Annotated in this window: 14 protein-coding genes and 1 other annotated feature; all 14 genes read right to left on the bottom strand. The window is 30.4% G+C overall.

Features of this window, described 5'->3' with window-relative positions:
- Window positions 1-33: 33 nt before the first annotated feature.
- The 14 genes from L3B98_RS02360 to L3B98_RS02295 all read right to left on the bottom strand — a co-directional run bounded on the left by L3B98_RS02360 (window position 34) and on the right by L3B98_RS02295 (window position 16,974).
- Window positions 34-1,251: a U32 family peptidase gene (locus L3B98_RS02360; protein WP_238915475.1), complete on the bottom strand. Its 1,218-nt coding sequence runs from the start codon at window positions 1,249-1,251 to the stop codon at window positions 34-36.
- A 6-nt stretch (window positions 1,252-1,257) separates the two neighbouring features.
- A complete protein-coding gene (locus L3B98_RS02355; protein ID WP_015391349.1) occupies window positions 1,258-1,902 on the bottom strand; it encodes an O-methyltransferase in 645 nt (214 codons plus the stop codon).
- Window positions 1,903-1,986: 84 nt separating this feature from the next.
- Window positions 1,987-3,012 (bottom strand): endolytic transglycosylase MltG, encoded by a 1,026-nt coding sequence (mltG, locus tag L3B98_RS02350; RefSeq protein WP_238915474.1) that lies wholly within the window; start codon window positions 3,010-3,012, stop codon window positions 1,987-1,989.
- A 96-nt stretch (window positions 3,013-3,108) separates the two neighbouring features.
- Complete coding sequence (typA, locus tag L3B98_RS02345; RefSeq protein ID WP_015391347.1) at window positions 3,109-4,935, bottom strand: translational GTPase TypA; 1,827 nt, start codon at window positions 4,933-4,935, stop codon at window positions 3,109-3,111.
- A gap of 245 nt (window positions 4,936-5,180) precedes the next feature.
- Window positions 5,181-6,848 carry a ribonuclease J gene (locus L3B98_RS02340; protein WP_015391346.1) on the bottom strand — a complete coding sequence of 556 codons (1,668 nt, stop codon included), beginning with the start codon at window positions 6,846-6,848 and terminating at the stop codon, window positions 5,181-5,183.
- 66 nt (window positions 6,849-6,914) lie between these two features.
- A complete protein-coding gene (locus L3B98_RS02335; protein ID WP_015391345.1) occupies window positions 6,915-7,367 on the bottom strand; it encodes a Fur family transcriptional regulator in 453 nt (150 codons plus the stop codon).
- A gap of 20 nt (window positions 7,368-7,387) precedes the next feature.
- Window positions 7,388-7,666, bottom strand: coding sequence for a DUF1292 domain-containing protein (locus L3B98_RS02330; RefSeq protein ID WP_015391344.1), 279 nt, complete (start codon window positions 7,664-7,666; stop codon window positions 7,388-7,390).
- A 192-nt stretch (window positions 7,667-7,858) separates the two neighbouring features.
- Window positions 7,859-8,275 (bottom strand): Holliday junction resolvase RuvX, encoded by a 417-nt coding sequence (ruvX, locus tag L3B98_RS02325; protein ID WP_015391343.1) that lies wholly within the window; start codon window positions 8,273-8,275, stop codon window positions 7,859-7,861.
- Between the two features lie 61 nt (window positions 8,276-8,336).
- A complete protein-coding gene (locus L3B98_RS02320; RefSeq protein ID WP_015391342.1) occupies window positions 8,337-8,594 on the bottom strand; it encodes an IreB family regulatory phosphoprotein in 258 nt (85 codons plus the stop codon).
- A 140-nt stretch (window positions 8,595-8,734) separates the two neighbouring features.
- Complete coding sequence (gene alaS / locus L3B98_RS02315; RefSeq protein WP_238915473.1) at window positions 8,735-11,374, bottom strand: alanine--tRNA ligase; 2,640 nt, start codon at window positions 11,372-11,374, stop codon at window positions 8,735-8,737.
- 177 nt (window positions 11,375-11,551) lie between these two features.
- Window positions 11,552-11,729 (bottom strand) — a binding site (T-box leader).
- Window positions 11,730-11,965: 236 nt separating this feature from the next.
- Complete coding sequence (locus L3B98_RS02310; protein ID WP_238915472.1) at window positions 11,966-12,994, bottom strand: AI-2E family transporter; 1,029 nt, start codon at window positions 12,992-12,994, stop codon at window positions 11,966-11,968.
- Entirely contained in the window at window positions 12,975-13,475 is a 501-nt protein-coding gene (locus tag L3B98_RS02305; RefSeq protein ID WP_015391339.1) for a PRC-barrel domain-containing protein, read from the bottom strand. The genes L3B98_RS02310 and L3B98_RS02305 overlap by 20 nt, the downstream gene beginning before the upstream one ends.
- Window positions 13,476-13,645: 170 nt before the next feature.
- The gene (locus L3B98_RS02300; RefSeq protein ID WP_015391338.1) at window positions 13,646-14,845 is read right to left on the bottom strand and encodes an FprA family A-type flavoprotein; all 1,200 of its coding nucleotides are present in this window, start codon (window positions 14,843-14,845) and stop codon (window positions 13,646-13,648) included.
- Between the two features lie 221 nt (window positions 14,846-15,066).
- Window positions 15,067-16,974 carry an acyl-CoA dehydrogenase family protein gene (locus tag L3B98_RS02295; protein WP_238915471.1) on the bottom strand — a complete coding sequence of 636 codons (1,908 nt, stop codon included), beginning with the start codon at window positions 16,972-16,974 and terminating at the stop codon, window positions 15,067-15,069.
- Window positions 16,975-17,374: the final 400 nt, after the last annotated feature.

Below are 17,374 nucleotides of genomic sequence, written 5' to 3'. Positions count from 1 at the left end.
TAAATTCTAGCCTTAAAGAAGGTGTTTTATTCATTATTTGTCTTTGACTATTAAGTCTTTTACCTTTAGTGGCACATCTACTTTTACTTTATAAATCATTTTTGCTCTATTAGCCGATTCAATTGAAGTTCCATTTTCTTCCGTCATATCATGGAGTACAACCTCAAAATTTTCTCCTTCTGGTCTTAGTATTTCTACAGTATCACCATTTAAAACTTTATTTTTCTGCTCTATAGTAGCTATTTGTGTTTCTTCATCATATGCTCTTACAATACCAATTATATCTGCGTTTCTTATATAAGCCGAATCTTCGTATACCTGCTCACCATTTTGGCCATAGTAAAAACCTGTATGGTATTGTCTATGACTTACCTTATTTAAATTTTCCATCCATTTTGGATCAAATTTATAATCACCAGGATCTTTCATATATGCATCTACAGCTTGCCTATATGATTTCACTACTGCAGCAACATAATACATACTCTTCATTCTTCCTTCAATTTTAAGAGAATATACTCCAGCATTTATAACATCATCTATATGTTCTATCATACATAAATCTTTTGAATTCATTATATATGTTCCTTTTTCATCCTCAACAACCGGATAATATTCACCAGGTCTCTTTTCTTCAACTAAATGATACTTAAATCTGCATGCTTGTGCACAAGCACCTCTATTAGCGTCTCTTCCAACCATATAATTAGATATCAAACATCGTCCTGAATAACTTATACACATTGATCCATGAACAAATGCTTCAATTTCACATTCTTCAGGTAAATTATCTCTCATTTGCTTGATTTCGGTCAAACTAAGCTCTCTAGCCATTACTATTCTCTTAACACCTTGGTCATACCAAAACTTTGCAGCTCTCCAGTTAACATTATTTGCCTGCGTGCTCAAATGTATTTCTAAGTTTGGTGCAACCTCTCTAGCAGTAGCTATTATAGCTGGATCTGATGCTATTATTGCATCAACACCTGTTTCATATAATTCTTTTATATAATTTTCAGCACCATTTAAATCTTCATTATGCGGAAAAACATTCATTGTTACATAGACTTTTCTATTTCTCTCATGAGCGTATTCTACGCCTTCTTTTAATTGTTCATTTGTGAAATTATCAGCAAATGCTCTTAAATTCAACTTACTTCCTCCAAGATATACTGCGTCTGCTCCAAAATCTATTGCTATCTTAAGCTTATCTAAATTACCTGCTGGTGCCAAAATTTCTGGTCTTATCATTTTTAATTACCTCCTCTTAGTAACTGCAATTCCATCTCCCATAGGTATGACAGATGTTATTAAATCTTTATCTTGAGTAACTAATTCCAAATAAGTTCTCATTCTTTTTACTATTGTTATTTTTCTTCTTTTCACCAAATCTTGTGATGCAACCATCCCTCTAAATAGGACATTATCAGCCACGATTATTCCATCTTCCTTAAGCAGCCTTAAACAATGTGGTAAGAAATGATTATAATGTCCTTTGCCTGCATCCATAAAGATCAAATCAAAAGGTTCAGTCAGTTTTTCTAAAACCTCAAGACAATCCCCTTCTTCAATCTTTATCTTTTCACTCAAATTAAATTTATTTAAATTAACGTTTGCTAATTCTATCATTCTTTCATCTCTTTCGATTGTTACAATTTCAGGTTCAGTTCCTGCTGCCTGATACATCAAGATTGACGAAAAACCTATAGCTGTGCCTAATTCTAGTATTCTCTTTGGCTTTTTCATACTAGTCATGAATTCAAGAAATACACCTGTCTCTTTTTGAACTATAGGTACTCCATTTTCCCTTGCAAAATTCTCTATTTCATTTAATATTCCATCCCTATCTGAAATTAGCCCTCTAATATATTCTTCCATATAGTCATATGTAATTTCACTCATAACTTCCTCCAAATTTCAATCATACTTCTAACTTCAACTCACAATCTACAATTGAAAACTGTGCACTGTAAACTGTAAACTGAATTAATATCCTAATTCCTTTTTCTTCTTTAAAAAATCATTATAATTATTAGTAAAATAGTGAGTTTTATCAGTCTGCAAAACATAATATAAATATTCCGTCTTTGCTGGCATTAATGCAGCTTTAATACAATCAATACCTGGATTAGATATAGGTCCAACTGGTAATCCTTTATATCTATATACATTATAAGGTGAATCAATTTCCAGATGCTTGTTTAATACTTTGTCAACATGGTATCCTAAAGCATAAATTACAGCCGCATCTATTTGCAGTTTCATATCTTTATCCAGTCTATTATATATTACAGAAGAAATTAAAGTTCTATCTCCTGGTACCCTAGCTTCCTTTTCTATGATTGATGCTATGTTAATAATTTTTTCAACCTCTTCATCTTTTAAGTCAGTTTTAGTTTCTTCCTTTACCTGTTGTAATACTTCACTAAATCTATTCAGCATAGTCTTAATCAAAGAATTCCCATCACTGTCTTTTTTAACTAAGTATGTATCAGGATACAAATATCCTTCTAAATTATATCTTTTTTTATTATCAGCTTTTACAAATTCAGGCAAATCATAATTTTTAACTGCTTTTAAGAAATCTTCTTTAGAACAAATTCCTTTTTCGTCAACAGTATCTGCAATTTCATCTATTGAATATCCTTCAGGTATTGTTAATTTAACCAAATCCTTGTCACCATTCTCATTTTCCAAAGAATTGATGAAGCTTTCTAATGTAGCATTAGTATTTATTTCATAGATTCCTTCATGCAATTTAAAATTTCTTTTATCTATAGCCAACTTTATTTTCACAAAAAATTTACTAGATAATTTATTTTCTTTATCTAGTTTATTTAATATATCATTAAAACCTTCCCCTTGTTTTACCTCTATCGTAATTGTATCTTCATTAGATTTTAATGGCTTATCTATAGCTTTATTATAAGAAACAGTAAAAAATAATACCATTACAAATAGAAAAAAGATACCTATGAGTACGAATTTTCTAAATGATTTATGCTTATTCATAACTTCTCCTAGATATAATTAAAAGTAAATAGTCTAAAAAGACCATTTACTTTAATTATATTTATTTTATTTAATATTTAAAGTACTTTTAGTAAATTACTTCTTACTTCTACTAATCGTTCTTCTTCTTTCAGCACTATCTAAAATTCTTTTTCTCATTCTGATAGACTTTGGTGTAACTTCTACTAACTCATCAGCATTTATGAATTCTAAACATTGTTCAAGAGACATTTCAAGTGGTGGAGTCAATTTTAATGCATCATCAGCACCTGATGATCTTGTATTAGTAAGTTTCTTCATTTTACATACATTGATTTCAAGATCTTCTGCTCTTGCAGAAACTCCAACAACCATACCACCGTACACTGGAACACCAGCTCCTATAAATAATTGACCTCTTTCTTGAGCACTAAATAATCCATATGCTATTGAATCTCCAGTTTCGAAAGATACTATTGATCCTCTGCTTCTACCTGGAATTTCACCTTTATATTTTTCATATGAATGGAATACGTGATTCATGATTCCATTACCCTTTGTATCAGTCATTAATTCACTTCTAAATCCAATAAGACCTCTAGCTGGAACTGTGAATTCTAATCTTGTATATCCATTAACTGCTGATGTCATATTAACCATTTCAGCTTTTCTAGGTCCAAGCTTTTCCATAACTGGCCCCATAAATTCTTCTGGAACATCTATTGTTAAGTATTCAATTGGTTCTTCCTTATGTCCATTGTGTTCTCTAAAGATAACATTAGCTTTTGAAACTTGGAATTCATAACCTTCTCTTCTCATTGTTTCAATAAGAACAGAAAGATGAAGTTCTCCTCTTCCTGAAACTTCAAAACAATCTGGAGTAAGTTCATTTACTCTTAAACTTACATTTGTTTCAAGTTCTTTCATTAATCTATCTCTTAAATGTCTTGATGTTACAAATTCACCTTCTTGACCTGCAAATGGTGAATCATTAACCATAAAGTTCATGTTTAATGTTGGTTCATCTATTTCTAAGAATGGAAGTGCTTCTGGTGCTGAAGAGTCTGCTATAGTATCACCTATATTTGCATCAAGAACACCACTTACTGCAACTATATCTCCCATTGAAGCTTCTTCTGCTTCTTCTCTTTTCAATCCCTTGTATGTAAATATACTAGTTATTTTGAAATTAGAGTTTGAACCATCACTTTTTAATAAAGATACTGTTTGATTTCTTTTTACTGTACCTCTATGTATTTTACCAATTGCAATTTTACCAACAAATGCATTTGTATCTAATGTACTTACAAGCATTTGAAGTGGTTCATCTACATATCCTTCTGGTGGTGCAACATATTTTACTATTGTTTCAAATATAGGATTCATATCATTATTATCATCATCTACACTATATTTTGCAAAACCTTCTCTAGCTGATGCATAAATAATTTGGAAATCTAATTGTTCATCATTAGCTCCAAGTTCTACAAATAGGTCAAATACTTCATCTATAACATCTGTTGGTCTAGCATTAGGTTTATCTATCTTGTTAATAATAACGATTGGTTTTAATCCTAATTCTAATGATTTCTTTAAAACGAATTTAGTTTGTGGCATTGGACCTTCATATGAGTCAACAACAAGTAAAACTGAGTCAACCATCTTAAGTACACGTTCAACTTCTCCACCGAAATCAGCATGCCCTGGAGTATCTACTATATTTATTTTTATATCATTATAAATTACAGCAGTATTTTTTGAAAGAATTGTAATTCCTCTTTCCTTTTCTAAGTCATTAGAATCCATTACTCTTTCTTCTACTTTTTCATTTGCTCTAAATGTATGACTTTGTTTTAATAGAGCATCAACTAATGTTGTCTTACCATGGTCAACGTGGGCAATAATTGCTATATTTCTAATATCTTCTCTTTTTGTTAATTCCATATTTATTCCTCCAAACAGTTTGTAAACTGTGATTTTATATTTTTTATGTAAACCTATAACTTTTTTCTTCAAAAAGAAAATTGGATACTTAAAGCACCCAATTTCCTACGCAACTATTTTAAATTTTACTCTTTTCGAGAATAAAAGTCAAGGCTCTTACAAATTAATTATAATTTCTATCTTCAAAAATCATTAATAATTATAATTATTATAATTAAATTAATTAATTACGAAAATTAGATATATTAAAATTCCATAATTATTGGTAATATCATTGGCTTTCTCTTAGTTTTTTCATAAAGGAATTCTCTAAGTTCATCTCTCATTTTAGACTTTAATGTTGCCCAATCAGTAATCTGCTTTTCTTCACAATTCTTTAGAACAGATTTAACTAATTCTCTGGCATCATCCATAAGCCCTTCAGATTCTCTTACATATACAAATCCCCTTGAAATTATGTCTGGCCCTGATACAACTCTGCCGGTTTGCTTTTCTATAGTTACTACTATTGTTAATATACCATCTTGTGAAAGGTGTTTTCTATCTCTTAGAACAATATTTCCAACATCTCCAACACCAAGCCCATCAACAAATACTTGACCTGACACAACTGTTCCAATTTTTTTGATGCCATTTCTAGCAACTTCAATTATATCTCCATTTTCCGGTATTAACAAATTGTTTTCCGGAAGACCAATTTCCATTGCTACCTCTCCATGTTTCTTTAAATGTCTATATTCACCATGGACTGGTATAAAAAACTTTGGTTTTACTAACGCTTGCATTAACTTCAATTCTTCTTGACAAGCATGACCTGATACATGTATTTTTTCCTCAGAACCATATATTACTTGTGCACCCTTTTTAAATAATTGATTTATAACCTTAGAAACAAGCTTCTCATTTCCAGGAATTGGTGTAGCCGAAATAATAACCGTATCTCCTGGAACAATATTTACTTTTCTATGTTCCGAAGCTGCCATTCTAGCAAGAGCAGACAGTGGTTCCCCCTGACTTCCAGTTGTTATAACAACAACCCTCTCATTAGGGTACTTTGATATCTGATCTATAGGAATTAATATCTCTTTCTCAAGTTTCAGATATCCTAATTCAACTGCTACTTGCACAATATTTTCCATACTTCTTCCAGATACTGCAACTTTTTTATCATAAGCTTCTGCTGCTGTAATAATCTGTTGAATCCTATGAATATTAGACGCAAAGGTAGCAACAATTAATCTGCCTTTAGCTTTACCAAATAGCTTTAAAAAGGTTTCCCCTACAACTTTTTCTGTCATTGTATATCCTGGTCTTTCAACATTTGTTGAATCCGCCATCATTACTAGAACACCTTTTCTACCTAATTCAGCAAGTCTTCCAAAATCCATCCTTTCCCCATCAATTGGGGTATAATCAATTTTAAAATCTCCTGTATGAAGTACAACACCAAGTGGTGTATGAATTGCAATTGCAACCGAATCTGCAATCGAGTGATTAGTTTTTATAAATTCTACCGAAACACTGTCAAGCTTAATTATATCTTTTGGTTTTACTTTTATTAATTCTGTTGAAGATAGTAAGCCATGCTCTTTAAGTTTAGTCTCAACTATTCCAAGCGTAAGCTTAGTTCCATATACAGGAACATTCAATTGTCTCAACACATATGGTAATGCTCCTATATGATCTTCATGTCCATGAGTTAAAAATATTCCCTTGATTTTTTCAACGTTTTTAATTAGATATGAAACATCTGGTATTACAATATCTATACCAAACATATCATCATCTGGGAATTTTAATCCACAGTCTATTACAATAATATCTTCTTTATATTCAATAGCTGTTATGTTTTTCCCAATCTCGTTTATACCACCAAGAGGAATTATTTTTATCTTCGCTCTTTCATTTTTCATACTTCCCCTCCTTTTTTAAATTTTATTTATAAACAAAGGTCTTTATAAAAGCCTTTTATTCATCAATTAACTATTCTGACATTCATCACAGATACCATAAAACTTAACACTATGGTCCAAGATCTTAAATTTGTATTGCTTTTCAATTGCCGCTTCAAGGTCCTCTAATAAATCATCCTGAACTTCTAAAACCTTATGACAATTATTACAAACAAGATGGTGATGTCTGTGCGTTTCATTTGAATGCATTATTTCATATCTATTGCATCCATCATTTAATTCTAATCTAGAGATAACACCTAATTCTTCTAACAAAAGAATAGTTCTGTATACTGTTGCCAAGCCAATTTCCGGGCAACTCTTTTTCACTTTATCATATATTTCTTCTGCTGTTAAATGCTGCCCTTCATTTTCAATTATTGTATCAACAATTGACCTTCTTTGTGGCGTTAATTTATAACCCTTTTTCTTTAGATTTTCCTTCAAGGCATCCATATCAATTAAATTAGATACTTCCATACTAACACCTCACTTTTGTATTATTCTTCTATTAATCCATCTTCATCCATAAGAGTATTATATGTTTCTAATACCATTTCAAATTCTTCATCATCATCTTCTAATGCTATAAAGATCTCGCTTCCATCTCCATCTTTAAAGATTTTAAAAGCATAGGCTTCATCAGTTTCATCATCTGCTGGCGTAGCAACGATATACTGACCTTTAAGTTTTTCTATTTCAAAGTATATTACAACCTCAAATTTAACATCATTTCCATCTTGATCAGGTATATATACATATTTTGCATCTTTATCCATAAATCCATTCCTTTCTTTTAATAATATTATTTTTTATATAAATTAGTATATACGTTTCAATTATCAATGTTCAATTAATAGCAAAAGATTAAATAAGAAAGTTCATATAACTAAATATGTAATCAGTAAATACGCTTTTCTCTTAAAATTTCTTAAATTCAAATGAACAACTTTAATAATAACCTATATATTTTATTTTCTTGAAATCATATCCAAATATCCTTGAAGTATAAATGTTGATGCAACTTTATCAACTATTTTTTTTCTCTTATTTCTTGATAAGTCTGCCTCAAGCATAGCCCTATGTGCTGCAACCGTTGTTAAACGTTCATCCCAAAATTTCACTTCAAGCTTAAGTTCTTCTTCAAGCAATTTGCCAAAAGCCATTATAATTTCACCTGATGGTCCTATTGTTCCGTTCATATTTTTAGGTAATCCTATTAATATAACTTTAGCATCATATTGATCACAGAAGTTCTTTATTTCTTGAATATCCTTTTCTTTATTCGTTCTTCTTATTGTTGTCAACCCTTGTGCTGTAAACCCTAAAGGATCACTTACAGCCACTCCTATAGTTTTTTGACCAACATCCAATCCTAGTATTCTCAAATTTTAACCCCTCTCGCAGTATATAAAAAAATTAAAAGCGCCCGTTATAAACGGGCACTCTCTACTTTATCTCTAAATAAGACTTTATAACTTCTTCTAGTATGTCATCTCTTTCGAGTTTTCTTACTAAAGCTCTTGCTCCGTTGTAATTAGTGATGTAAGTAGGGTCTCCTGAAAGCAAATATCCAACTAATTGGTTTATAGGATTATATCCTTTTTCTTTTAACGAATTATAAACCTCTGTTAATATTGTTTTTGTAAGAGCTTCTTTATTCTTACTTAAATCAAATTGCATTGTATGTTCAATATTATTACTCATAAAAATGTTGCTTTATGCAACTCCCCCCCTTAATCATTTAATAAGGAAACGATGTCCATATATATCTATTATTAACTTTATATTTTTATTTATTCAATAATCTATATCTAGATTATAACCTATAATTTATAAAAAGTATACTATTTTACTAAAGTTCCAACTATTTTATATGCTTCTTTTATTGCATCTTGGATTTTTTCTGGTAACTTTCCACCTGCTTGAGCCATGTCTGGTCTTCCACCACCACCGCCTCCAAGTATAGCCGATACCTCTTTAATTAACTTCCCACAATGAGCACCTTTTGCAACTGCATCTTTAGCTGCCATCGCACATATTGTAACTTTTCCTGCATTAGCACTCATAAGTAAAACAATACTTCTTTCAACTTTATCTCTTACTTTTTCACATACATCTCTTAAAGCATCGCCATCAACATCTTTTAATTCATATGCAACAACATTAACATCATTAACATTTTTTGCACTTGCAATAATATCATCTATTCCCATTGTTGCGAATTTAGATTTTAAAACTGCAATTTCTTTGTCTTTTTCTTTTAATTCTTTAGCTTGTTGATCAAGTTTGCTTAATAATTCTTTTTCTGAACACTTAAGCTTACTTGAAGCTTCTTTTAACAAATCTTTCTTTTCATTAACTAATTTGTATGCTTCTTTTCCAACCACTGCTTCTATTCTTCTAGTACCTGCAGCAATACCGCTTTCAGATATAATTTTAAACAAACCTATTTTACCAGTATTATCTATATGTGTTCCACCACATAATTCTTTAGAATATTCTCCAGCCATTACAACTCTAACCTTATCAGAATATTTATCATCAAATATACCTATAGCTCCGCTGTTTTTAGCCTCTTGAAGATCCATTACTTTAGTAACAACTGTAGTTACACTTGTTATTGCTTCATTAACTAAATCCTCAACTTTAGTGATTTCTTCTTCAGTCATTGCTTCAAAATGTGAAAAGTCAAATCTTAATCTATCATGACTAACATATGATCCTGCTTGATGAACGTGAGATCCTAAAACTGTAACTAATGCCTTATCTAAAAGGTGAGTTGCAGTATGATTTCTTTTTATATTTTCACGTCTTTCTTTATCTACTTCAATTGTAACTTTATCTCCAGATTTAAGTTCTCCAGATAAAACTTCTACAAAATGAACTATTTTACCACCGATATTCTTTTTAGTATCAACAACTTGTGCCTTAAAACCATCATTAAATATAAAACCTGTATCACCTATTTGTCCACCCATTTCGGCATATAATGGAGTGACATCAGTAACAACAATAGCTTTATTTCCTTCAGTAATGCTTTCTACAAAATCTTCACCTTCAATTAAGCATTTAACTTCTGCATTTAAAGCATCATTATCATATCCATCAAATATTGTTTCTATATCAGCAGGGATAGCATCTAAAGTCTTAACATCTGTTCCCATATAATTAGAAACTTTTCTTGCACTTCTAGCTCTTTCCCTTTGAATTTTCATTTCTTCATTAAATGCATCTTCATCTAATGATAAACCTTCGTCTTCTAATATTTCCTTCGTAAGTTCCATAGGGAATCCAAAAGTATCGTATAATTTAAATCCATCAGCGCCTTTTAAAACTGTTTCTTTATTTTCTTTTAATTCACCAATAAATCCATTTAATATTTCCATACCAGAATCTAAAGTTTCTCTAAATTTATCTTCTTCAATTTTTATAACTTTTTTAATATATTCTTTCTTAGCTTCAAGTTCTGGATATGCTTCTTTTGAATCTCTTATAACAACATCACATAAGTTACAAAGATACGCATCATTAATCCCTAAAGTTTTTCCATGTCTAGCAGCTCTTCTAAGAAGTCTTCTAAGCACATATCCTCTGCCTTCATTTGATGGCATTACATCATCAGAAATCATGAAAGTTATTGATCTTATATGATCTGTTATTATTCTCAATGAAATATCAGACTTGCTGTCGTCACCATACTTAACATTAGCAAGTTTAGAAACTTCACTCAATATATTTTCTAATGTATCAATTTCAAATACACTGTTTTTACTTTGCATTACAACTGAAAGTCTTTCAAGTCCCATACCAGTATCTATATTAGTACTTGCAAGTCTTTCATAGTTTCCTTTTCCATCTCCATCAAATTGAGTAAATACAAGATTCCATACTTCAATTATTTTATCTGCATCTGACAAAGCACTAAATTCTTCTGAATTAGTAGGTACTTCATCTGTTCTGCTAAAATGAATTTCTGTACAAGGGCCACAAGGTCCTGCACCATGTTCCCAGAAATTATCTTCTTTTCCCAATCTAAATATATGACTCTTATCTACATCTGTAAGTGTAGTCCAAAATTCATATGCTTCATCATCATCTAAATATATTGTTACATATAATTTTTCTTTTGGCATTTCTAAAACTTCAGTTAAGAATTCCCACGCCCATGGGATTATTTCTTTTTTAAAATAATCTCCAAAAGAAAAGTTTCCTAGCATTTCAAAGAAAGTACAATGTCTGCTTGTTATTCCAACATTCTCAATATCACCTGTTCTAACACATTTTTGACAAGTTGTTATTCTTTTCTTTGGTGGTTCTTGAAGTCCTGTAAAATATGGTTTTAATGGAGCCATACCAGCATTTATTAATAATAAACTCTTATCATTTTTAGGAACTAAAGAAAAACTTTCTAATTTCAAATGTTCTTTACTCTCAAAAAATTCTAGATATGCTTTTCTTAAATCATTTGTTTTTGTAAATTTCATAAATTATTCCTCCATATATCATTATGTATTTTAAATAACTGTGGTATATACTTTGCACTTTAAATTGGTAATAGTAAACTTCTTACACATATTCCAAGGTATAGTTTTCCTTAATAATTGCTTCATCAATTGTTATGTCTAATAAAACATAAAAAAAGCCCTCTCCCTAAATATAATCCTAGGGACGAAAGGCAAAATTTCCGCGGTACCACCCTAATTATGTGTAAACAAAACACATCACTTAGTTAATTATAGCTCCTAGGCAGCTTCAAAATAATATAGTAAAAAGTTTTCACCAACCACTTTTTCTCTAAATATCTATAATAAATTTACTTATCCTAATCATCACTTATTATTTAATTATTTCATGAAAATTATATTTCATATAAATAATTATGTCAATAATCAATTCTCAATGATTGTTGATCAATAGTCAATTATTAAAGAGCAATAAATGTTGATTTTATTTGGAAATCCTTAGGGTTTTAGCAATTATTCTTGTAACAAATATACCTAATAAATACAAAAAACGAAATGTATTTAAATATTTCAGTGGTTCTTCTACATTGTAGTAATATTGAATCGCTGTATTTAAAACAAATAATAATTTATATCATCATATAAAGCCTTAATTATTACAGCAATTGGAACTACTAATACCATTCCAATAAATCCTCCAAATTTTTCACCTATTAATAATAGCACTATTATTACAAGTGGATGCATTTCTGTACTATCACCTGTAATCTTAGGTGATAAAATATCACCTTCTAATTGTTGAATAACAAACATCCCAATAATAACCCAAAGTGCCTTAATTGGAGAATCCAAGAGTGCAACTATAACTGCTGGTACAGCTCCAAATATTGGACCAAAATACGGTATTATATTTAAAATTGCATTCAAAATCGAAATCCACAAAGGAAATTTTACTTTTAATACTACTAATAATATAAAAGTTAATACTCCTATTAATCCTGACAAGAATAATTGACTTGTGATATATCTAGTCAATACCTTATCTATATTATATAAAAATTTTTTAACTAATCCCCTCTTTTCAGTTGGAAGAAATAGCAAAATCTTGTTATATATTTTGTTTCCATCACAAAGAAAATAATAAATAACAATTGGTATTATTGCAAAGGAAATAATATTGTCACTAAATCCAATTAAATTATCTACAGAATTTTCTGTAAAGGTAACCCAAAGTTCATTTCCTCTTTCTAAAAACTCATTATATACCACATTGCTTACAGTTGAATTATTCAAATTAAATTTTCTAAAGACCTCATCCATAAAATTACTTATATTATCAAATATATTGCTTACATTTGTTATTTCCTTAAACAATGCTGGAACTATCACTATTATACATGAGACAACAATTCCTAATATTAATAATATAACCAAAATAGATGCTGCTCTTTTACTTACTTTAAACTTTATTATAAATGTATCTCTAATTGGGCTTAATGTATAAGATAATATAAATGATATAATCATAACATTTACTATTGTATTGAATGATTTACTTAAAAAGTAAGCTAAAATAAATATTATACCGCATGATAAAATCAAACCAAATAAAATTATCTTCTTATGCTTTCTTAACTCCATTGCACTTCTCCATATTATGTGGCATTGTTTTAAACAATACCCCTTCATTTCCTGTGTATAATATATATTTTTCTCCAAGAATACATTTATTCAAAAGAATTATTTGTTTTCCCTTTATCATCTTATCTATAAATCCTGAACTTATGACAATGGCTTTTATACTGTAATCTTCAATATCTATAATCATATCTTCTAAAACGCCTTTAACATCTCCTAAAACATCAATTACCTCTAAATATTTTATTTCTTTAAAAGCTAATCCGCTTCCTTGTCTGATAGAATCTATTATTATATCTTCACCAATATCAACAACATCTTGTATGTCTATATAATTACTTTTTGAAAAAAAATGGCTATTTGATACTTTAAAGCCTAAAACTCTTCCCAAGTGGAAATCTATAAATAAATCCTCAATGATTCCTATTTTTTTTCCGTTAATATTGTAAATCTTCTTAAAAAAGAAATCCCTAGTTTTAAACAAATTGCATACCTCCAAATAGCTATATAAAATTCACATTATTTATATAGTCTCCAAAGAAAGGAAAATTATTCATTATGAAACTATCTGTTTCATTATCTTCTTAAAAGCAAAGCGCCTAAATATAATACTTCTTAAATTACTAAAGAATTATATTTAAACGCTTATTATTCCTATTTCATTGAATCAACAATGCTGTCTGTAACAGCTTCCATTGAATCTTCATCTTTTTCTGCCATAGCTGAGGTTATTGTCATCTCACTCTCTAAGATTGTCATATCCTTCATTTCTTCTATGAGTTCCCCCATCAATTTTGCTGATTGAGGAGCCCACGAACCATTCTCTACAAGTGCAAAAGTACGTTTTTGAAGATTTAATGCTTTCATATCCATTATGAAATTATGCATTGGAGGATATATCTTTAAATTGTAAGTTACTGAAACCAGTACAACATGACTATACTTAAAAGCTTCAGAAATCAAATACGAAACATGAGTACTTGACACATCATACATGGATACCTTGGTAACTCCTTTTTTTACCAATCTTGTTGCTAAATCATTTGCTGCTGCTTCGGTATTTCCATACATAGATGCATAAACTATTAACACGCCTTTCTCTTCTGGCTCATAACGGCTCCACTTATCATATTTATCTAATAAATAACCAAAATCATTACGCCATACTGGACCATGTAAAGGGCATATATACTTAATTTCTAAACCTGCTGCCTTCTTTAATAAGGCTTGAACATGAGGACCATACTTTCCTACTATATTTGTATAGTATCTTCTTGCATCATCAAGCCAGTCACGATCAAAATCAACTTCATCATTGAAGAGTTTTCCATCTAATGCACCAAAGGAACCAAAGGCATCAGCTGAAAATAACACTCCATTTGTTGCATCATATGTCACCATAGCTTCTGGCCAATGAACCATTGGCGCAGCCACAAAAGCAACATTATGCTTTCCAAAAGACATTGTATCTCCTTCTTTTACTTGTATTACATTATCTCCAATATCAAATCCAAATTGATGCATGAATAAAAGTGCTTTTTCTGTACATACAATCTTAACCTTTGGATATCTAAGAACAATTTCTTCAATACATGCTGCATGATCAGGTTCCATATGATTTATAACCATATAATCTAATTTTCTTTCTCCCAAAACACCCTTTATATTTTCAAGGAATTGACGACAAATTGACCAATCTACTGTATCAAATAGCACAGTCTTTTCATCTAAAAGTAAGTATGAATTATACGAAACCCCTCTTGGAATAGGATGGACATTTTCAAAAAGAGCTAATCGTCGATCATTACCACCAATCCAATATAAATCTTCAGTTATATTTCTAACACAATACATGTAATAAATCCTCCTTTACTATCAAAACATTTTATTTTTACACTCTATCATATATATTTTGCAATTATAAATTATAAGTTAATTACGAAAGCTCTATGGAGAAACTTCATTCTTCCTCCATAACTTTCCAAATCAAAACATACCTACTAACTATGATTTATCAATATTTATTTTTATCTACTCTGAATTATCTAATTAATAATTAATAAATGAGACAAAAACTAAATTTCTATAAACATACTCTTTTCTTCACCACATGCAGGGCAAGTCCATTCTTCAGGTATATTTTCAAATAAAGTTCCTGGAGCAATTTCTCCTTCAGCATCTCCTAAACCTGGATCATATTCATAACCGCAACCATTACATACATAATGTTTCCATGTTGGAGTAACTTTCTTCGGAATAGCTCTTTTCATCTTCTTCATTGGTGGTGCTTCCTTCTTTGGTTCCCCATTATCTAAAGCAGCAGTAAGTAGTGGTAATATTTCATTAACGTCTCCAACTATTCCATAATCTGCATTTTTAAATATTTTAGCATTAGGGTTAATATTTATAGCTACAATTGTAGTAGCGTCTTTTATACCTTTTAAATGCTGACCTGCTCCTGAAATACCACAAGCAATATAAAGATTTCCATTAAACTTTTGTCCTGACATACCTACATACCTATCTATTGGAAGATATTTAAGGGTTTCAGCTACTGGACGAGAACATCCAACAGTTCCTCCAACTGCAGCTGCTAAATCTTCTATAAGAATCATATTTGCCTTTTCACCAATACCTTGTCCAGCACTCACCACTCTATCAGCCTTACTAATTGAAGTATTCATAGGAATTGCTACAGTAAAGTCGTAGCCTTCTTTCTTTAAAGCTTCCACAAGTGAATTAACTTTTTCATCAGCACTTCCATCTTTAAAAATGACTTTCTTACGATAACCTGTTATAGGACCTCTTTGAGCTCCTTTTGCTACCTGCTCATTCTTTGGCATCTTACCTATAATACTTGCTGCAATAACAACACGTTGAATTTCATTTGTCCCTTCATATATTGTACAAATCTTGGCATCTCTATAAGCACGTTCAACTTCCATACCTTTAAGATATCCACTACCTCCAAATATTTGAAGAGCATCATTTACAATTTCAAGACAAACATCTGATGCATATTGCTTAGCCATAGCAGCTTCCATGCTATAGTGCTCATGGTTTTCCTTAAGTTCTGCTGCACTATAAATTAGCATTCTAGCTGCTCTAAGTTTTGTTGCCATATCTGCAAGTTTAAAAGCTATAATTTGATTTTGACAAATTGGTTTACCAAATTGAATTCTTTCTTTTGAATATTCAAGTGCATTTTCATAAGCACCTTGAGCTATTCCAAGAGCTTGAGCTGCAATACCAATACGTCCGCCATCTAATGTAGACATTGCAATCTTAAAACCGTCTCCTTCTTTTCCCAACAAGTTTTCTTTAGGAACTTTCACCTCATTAAATATGAGCTCTGCTGTTACTGAAGAACGAATTCCCATCTTATCGTAATGTTTGCCAAAACTAAAGCCTTCCCATCCTTTTTCAACTATAAAAGCACTTATTCCACGAGTTCCAATATCAGGTGTAGTTACTGCAAAAACAATATAAATATCTGCTTCACCACCATTAGTAATGAATATCTTTTCTCCATTTAAAATATAATGATCTCCATCTAAGACAGCAGTAGTTTCTGTACCACCTGCATCACTTCCAGCATTTTCTTCAGTAAGTCCAAAGGCACCAAGTTTTTCTCCTTTTGCTAATGGAACTAAGTATTTTTGCTTTTGTTCTTTACTTCCAAAAGCTGCAATTGGATATGTTCCTAAGGATGTATGAGCAGAAAGTATTACACCTGTACCACCATCAACTCTTGATAATTCTTCAACAGCAATTGCATAGCTTATTACATCTAAGCCTGCTCCTCCATATTCTTTTGAATAAGGAATTCCCATCATTCCCATTTGGGCTAACTTCTCAACAGCTTCAGAAGGGAATTTATTTTCCTGATCTAACATAAATGCAATAGGCTTAACTTCCTCTTCAGCAAATTCTCTAATTCTTGCTCTTAAATTTTCATGTTGCTCTGTAGTCTTAAAAAACATAATCGCGCCTCCTAATATATTCTTTATTTTCAAATCAATCCCTTAAATGTATACCTGAACCGTATAATTTTATTCTATACTTTATTGGTATACTTTTCAACTTACATCTTCTCTTTTTTAGTTCATAATCGTTTTAATATGTTCATATTCCATCATATTTTTAACGTGTAATCATTTTTCCTCTTATTTTCTTTAATATTCATTAATTTACCTTCTATTTAAATATATATGTTCCAATTATTAATTAATTACAAAAGTTCAAAGTATAAATTTCATATGTACAAATATAAAAGTTCCATAGGAGAAAGTCCGTGTAGCCAAATATAAAATTTGTATATGCCCTTTTTGTACACTCACCCTTCTTTCAGATTTTTTTAAATAAGATGTACAATTTAATTGA

Source organism: Clostridium sp. YIM B02555, from assembly GCF_022320955.1.
Lineage (GTDB): Bacteria > Bacillota > Clostridia > Clostridiales > Clostridiaceae > Clostridium > Clostridium saccharoperbutylacetonicum.
This window is presented reverse-complemented; position numbering and strand designations above follow the sequence as displayed.

What these genes read in the sequence shown, in the direction of transcription:
- typA (WP_015391347.1), bottom strand. Translation starts at nt 4,935, where the DNA reads ATGGAATTAACAAAAAGAGAAGATATTAGAAATATAGCAATTATTGCC.
- L3B98_RS02330 (WP_015391344.1), bottom strand. Translation starts at nt 7,666, where the DNA reads ATGGATAAAGATGCAAAATATGTATATATACCTGATCAAGATGGAAAT.
- L3B98_RS02340 (WP_015391346.1), bottom strand. Translation starts at nt 6,848, where the DNA reads ATGAAAAATGAAAGAGCGAAGATAAAAATAATTCCTCTTGGTGGTATA.
- L3B98_RS02335 (WP_015391345.1), bottom strand. Translation starts at nt 7,367, where the DNA reads ATGGAAGTATCTAATTTAATTGATATGGATGCCTTGAAGGAAAATCTA.
- alaS (WP_238915473.1), bottom strand. Translation starts at nt 11,374, where the DNA reads ATGAAATTTACAAAAACAAATGATTTAAGAAAAGCATATCTAGAATTT.
- L3B98_RS02295 (WP_238915471.1), bottom strand. Translation starts at nt 16,974, where the DNA reads ATGTTTTTTAAGACTACAGAGCAACATGAAAATTTAAGAGCAAGAATT.
- L3B98_RS02360 (WP_238915475.1), bottom strand. Translation starts at nt 1,251, where the DNA reads ATGATAAGACCAGAAATTTTGGCACCAGCAGGTAATTTAGATAAGCTT.
- L3B98_RS02310 (WP_238915472.1), bottom strand. Translation starts at nt 12,994, where the DNA reads ATGGAGTTAAGAAAGCATAAGAAGATAATTTTATTTGGTTTGATTTTA.
- L3B98_RS02355 (WP_015391349.1), bottom strand. Translation starts at nt 1,902, where the DNA reads ATGAGTGAAATTACATATGACTATATGGAAGAATATATTAGAGGGCTA.
- L3B98_RS02300 (WP_015391338.1), bottom strand. Translation starts at nt 14,845, where the DNA reads ATGTATTGTGTTAGAAATATAACTGAAGATTTATATTGGATTGGTGGT.
- L3B98_RS02320 (WP_015391342.1), bottom strand. Translation starts at nt 8,594, where the DNA reads ATGAGTAATAATATTGAACATACAATGCAATTTGATTTAAGTAAGAAT.
- mltG (WP_238915474.1), bottom strand. Translation starts at nt 3,012, where the DNA reads ATGAATAAGCATAAATCATTTAGAAAATTCGTACTCATAGGTATCTTT.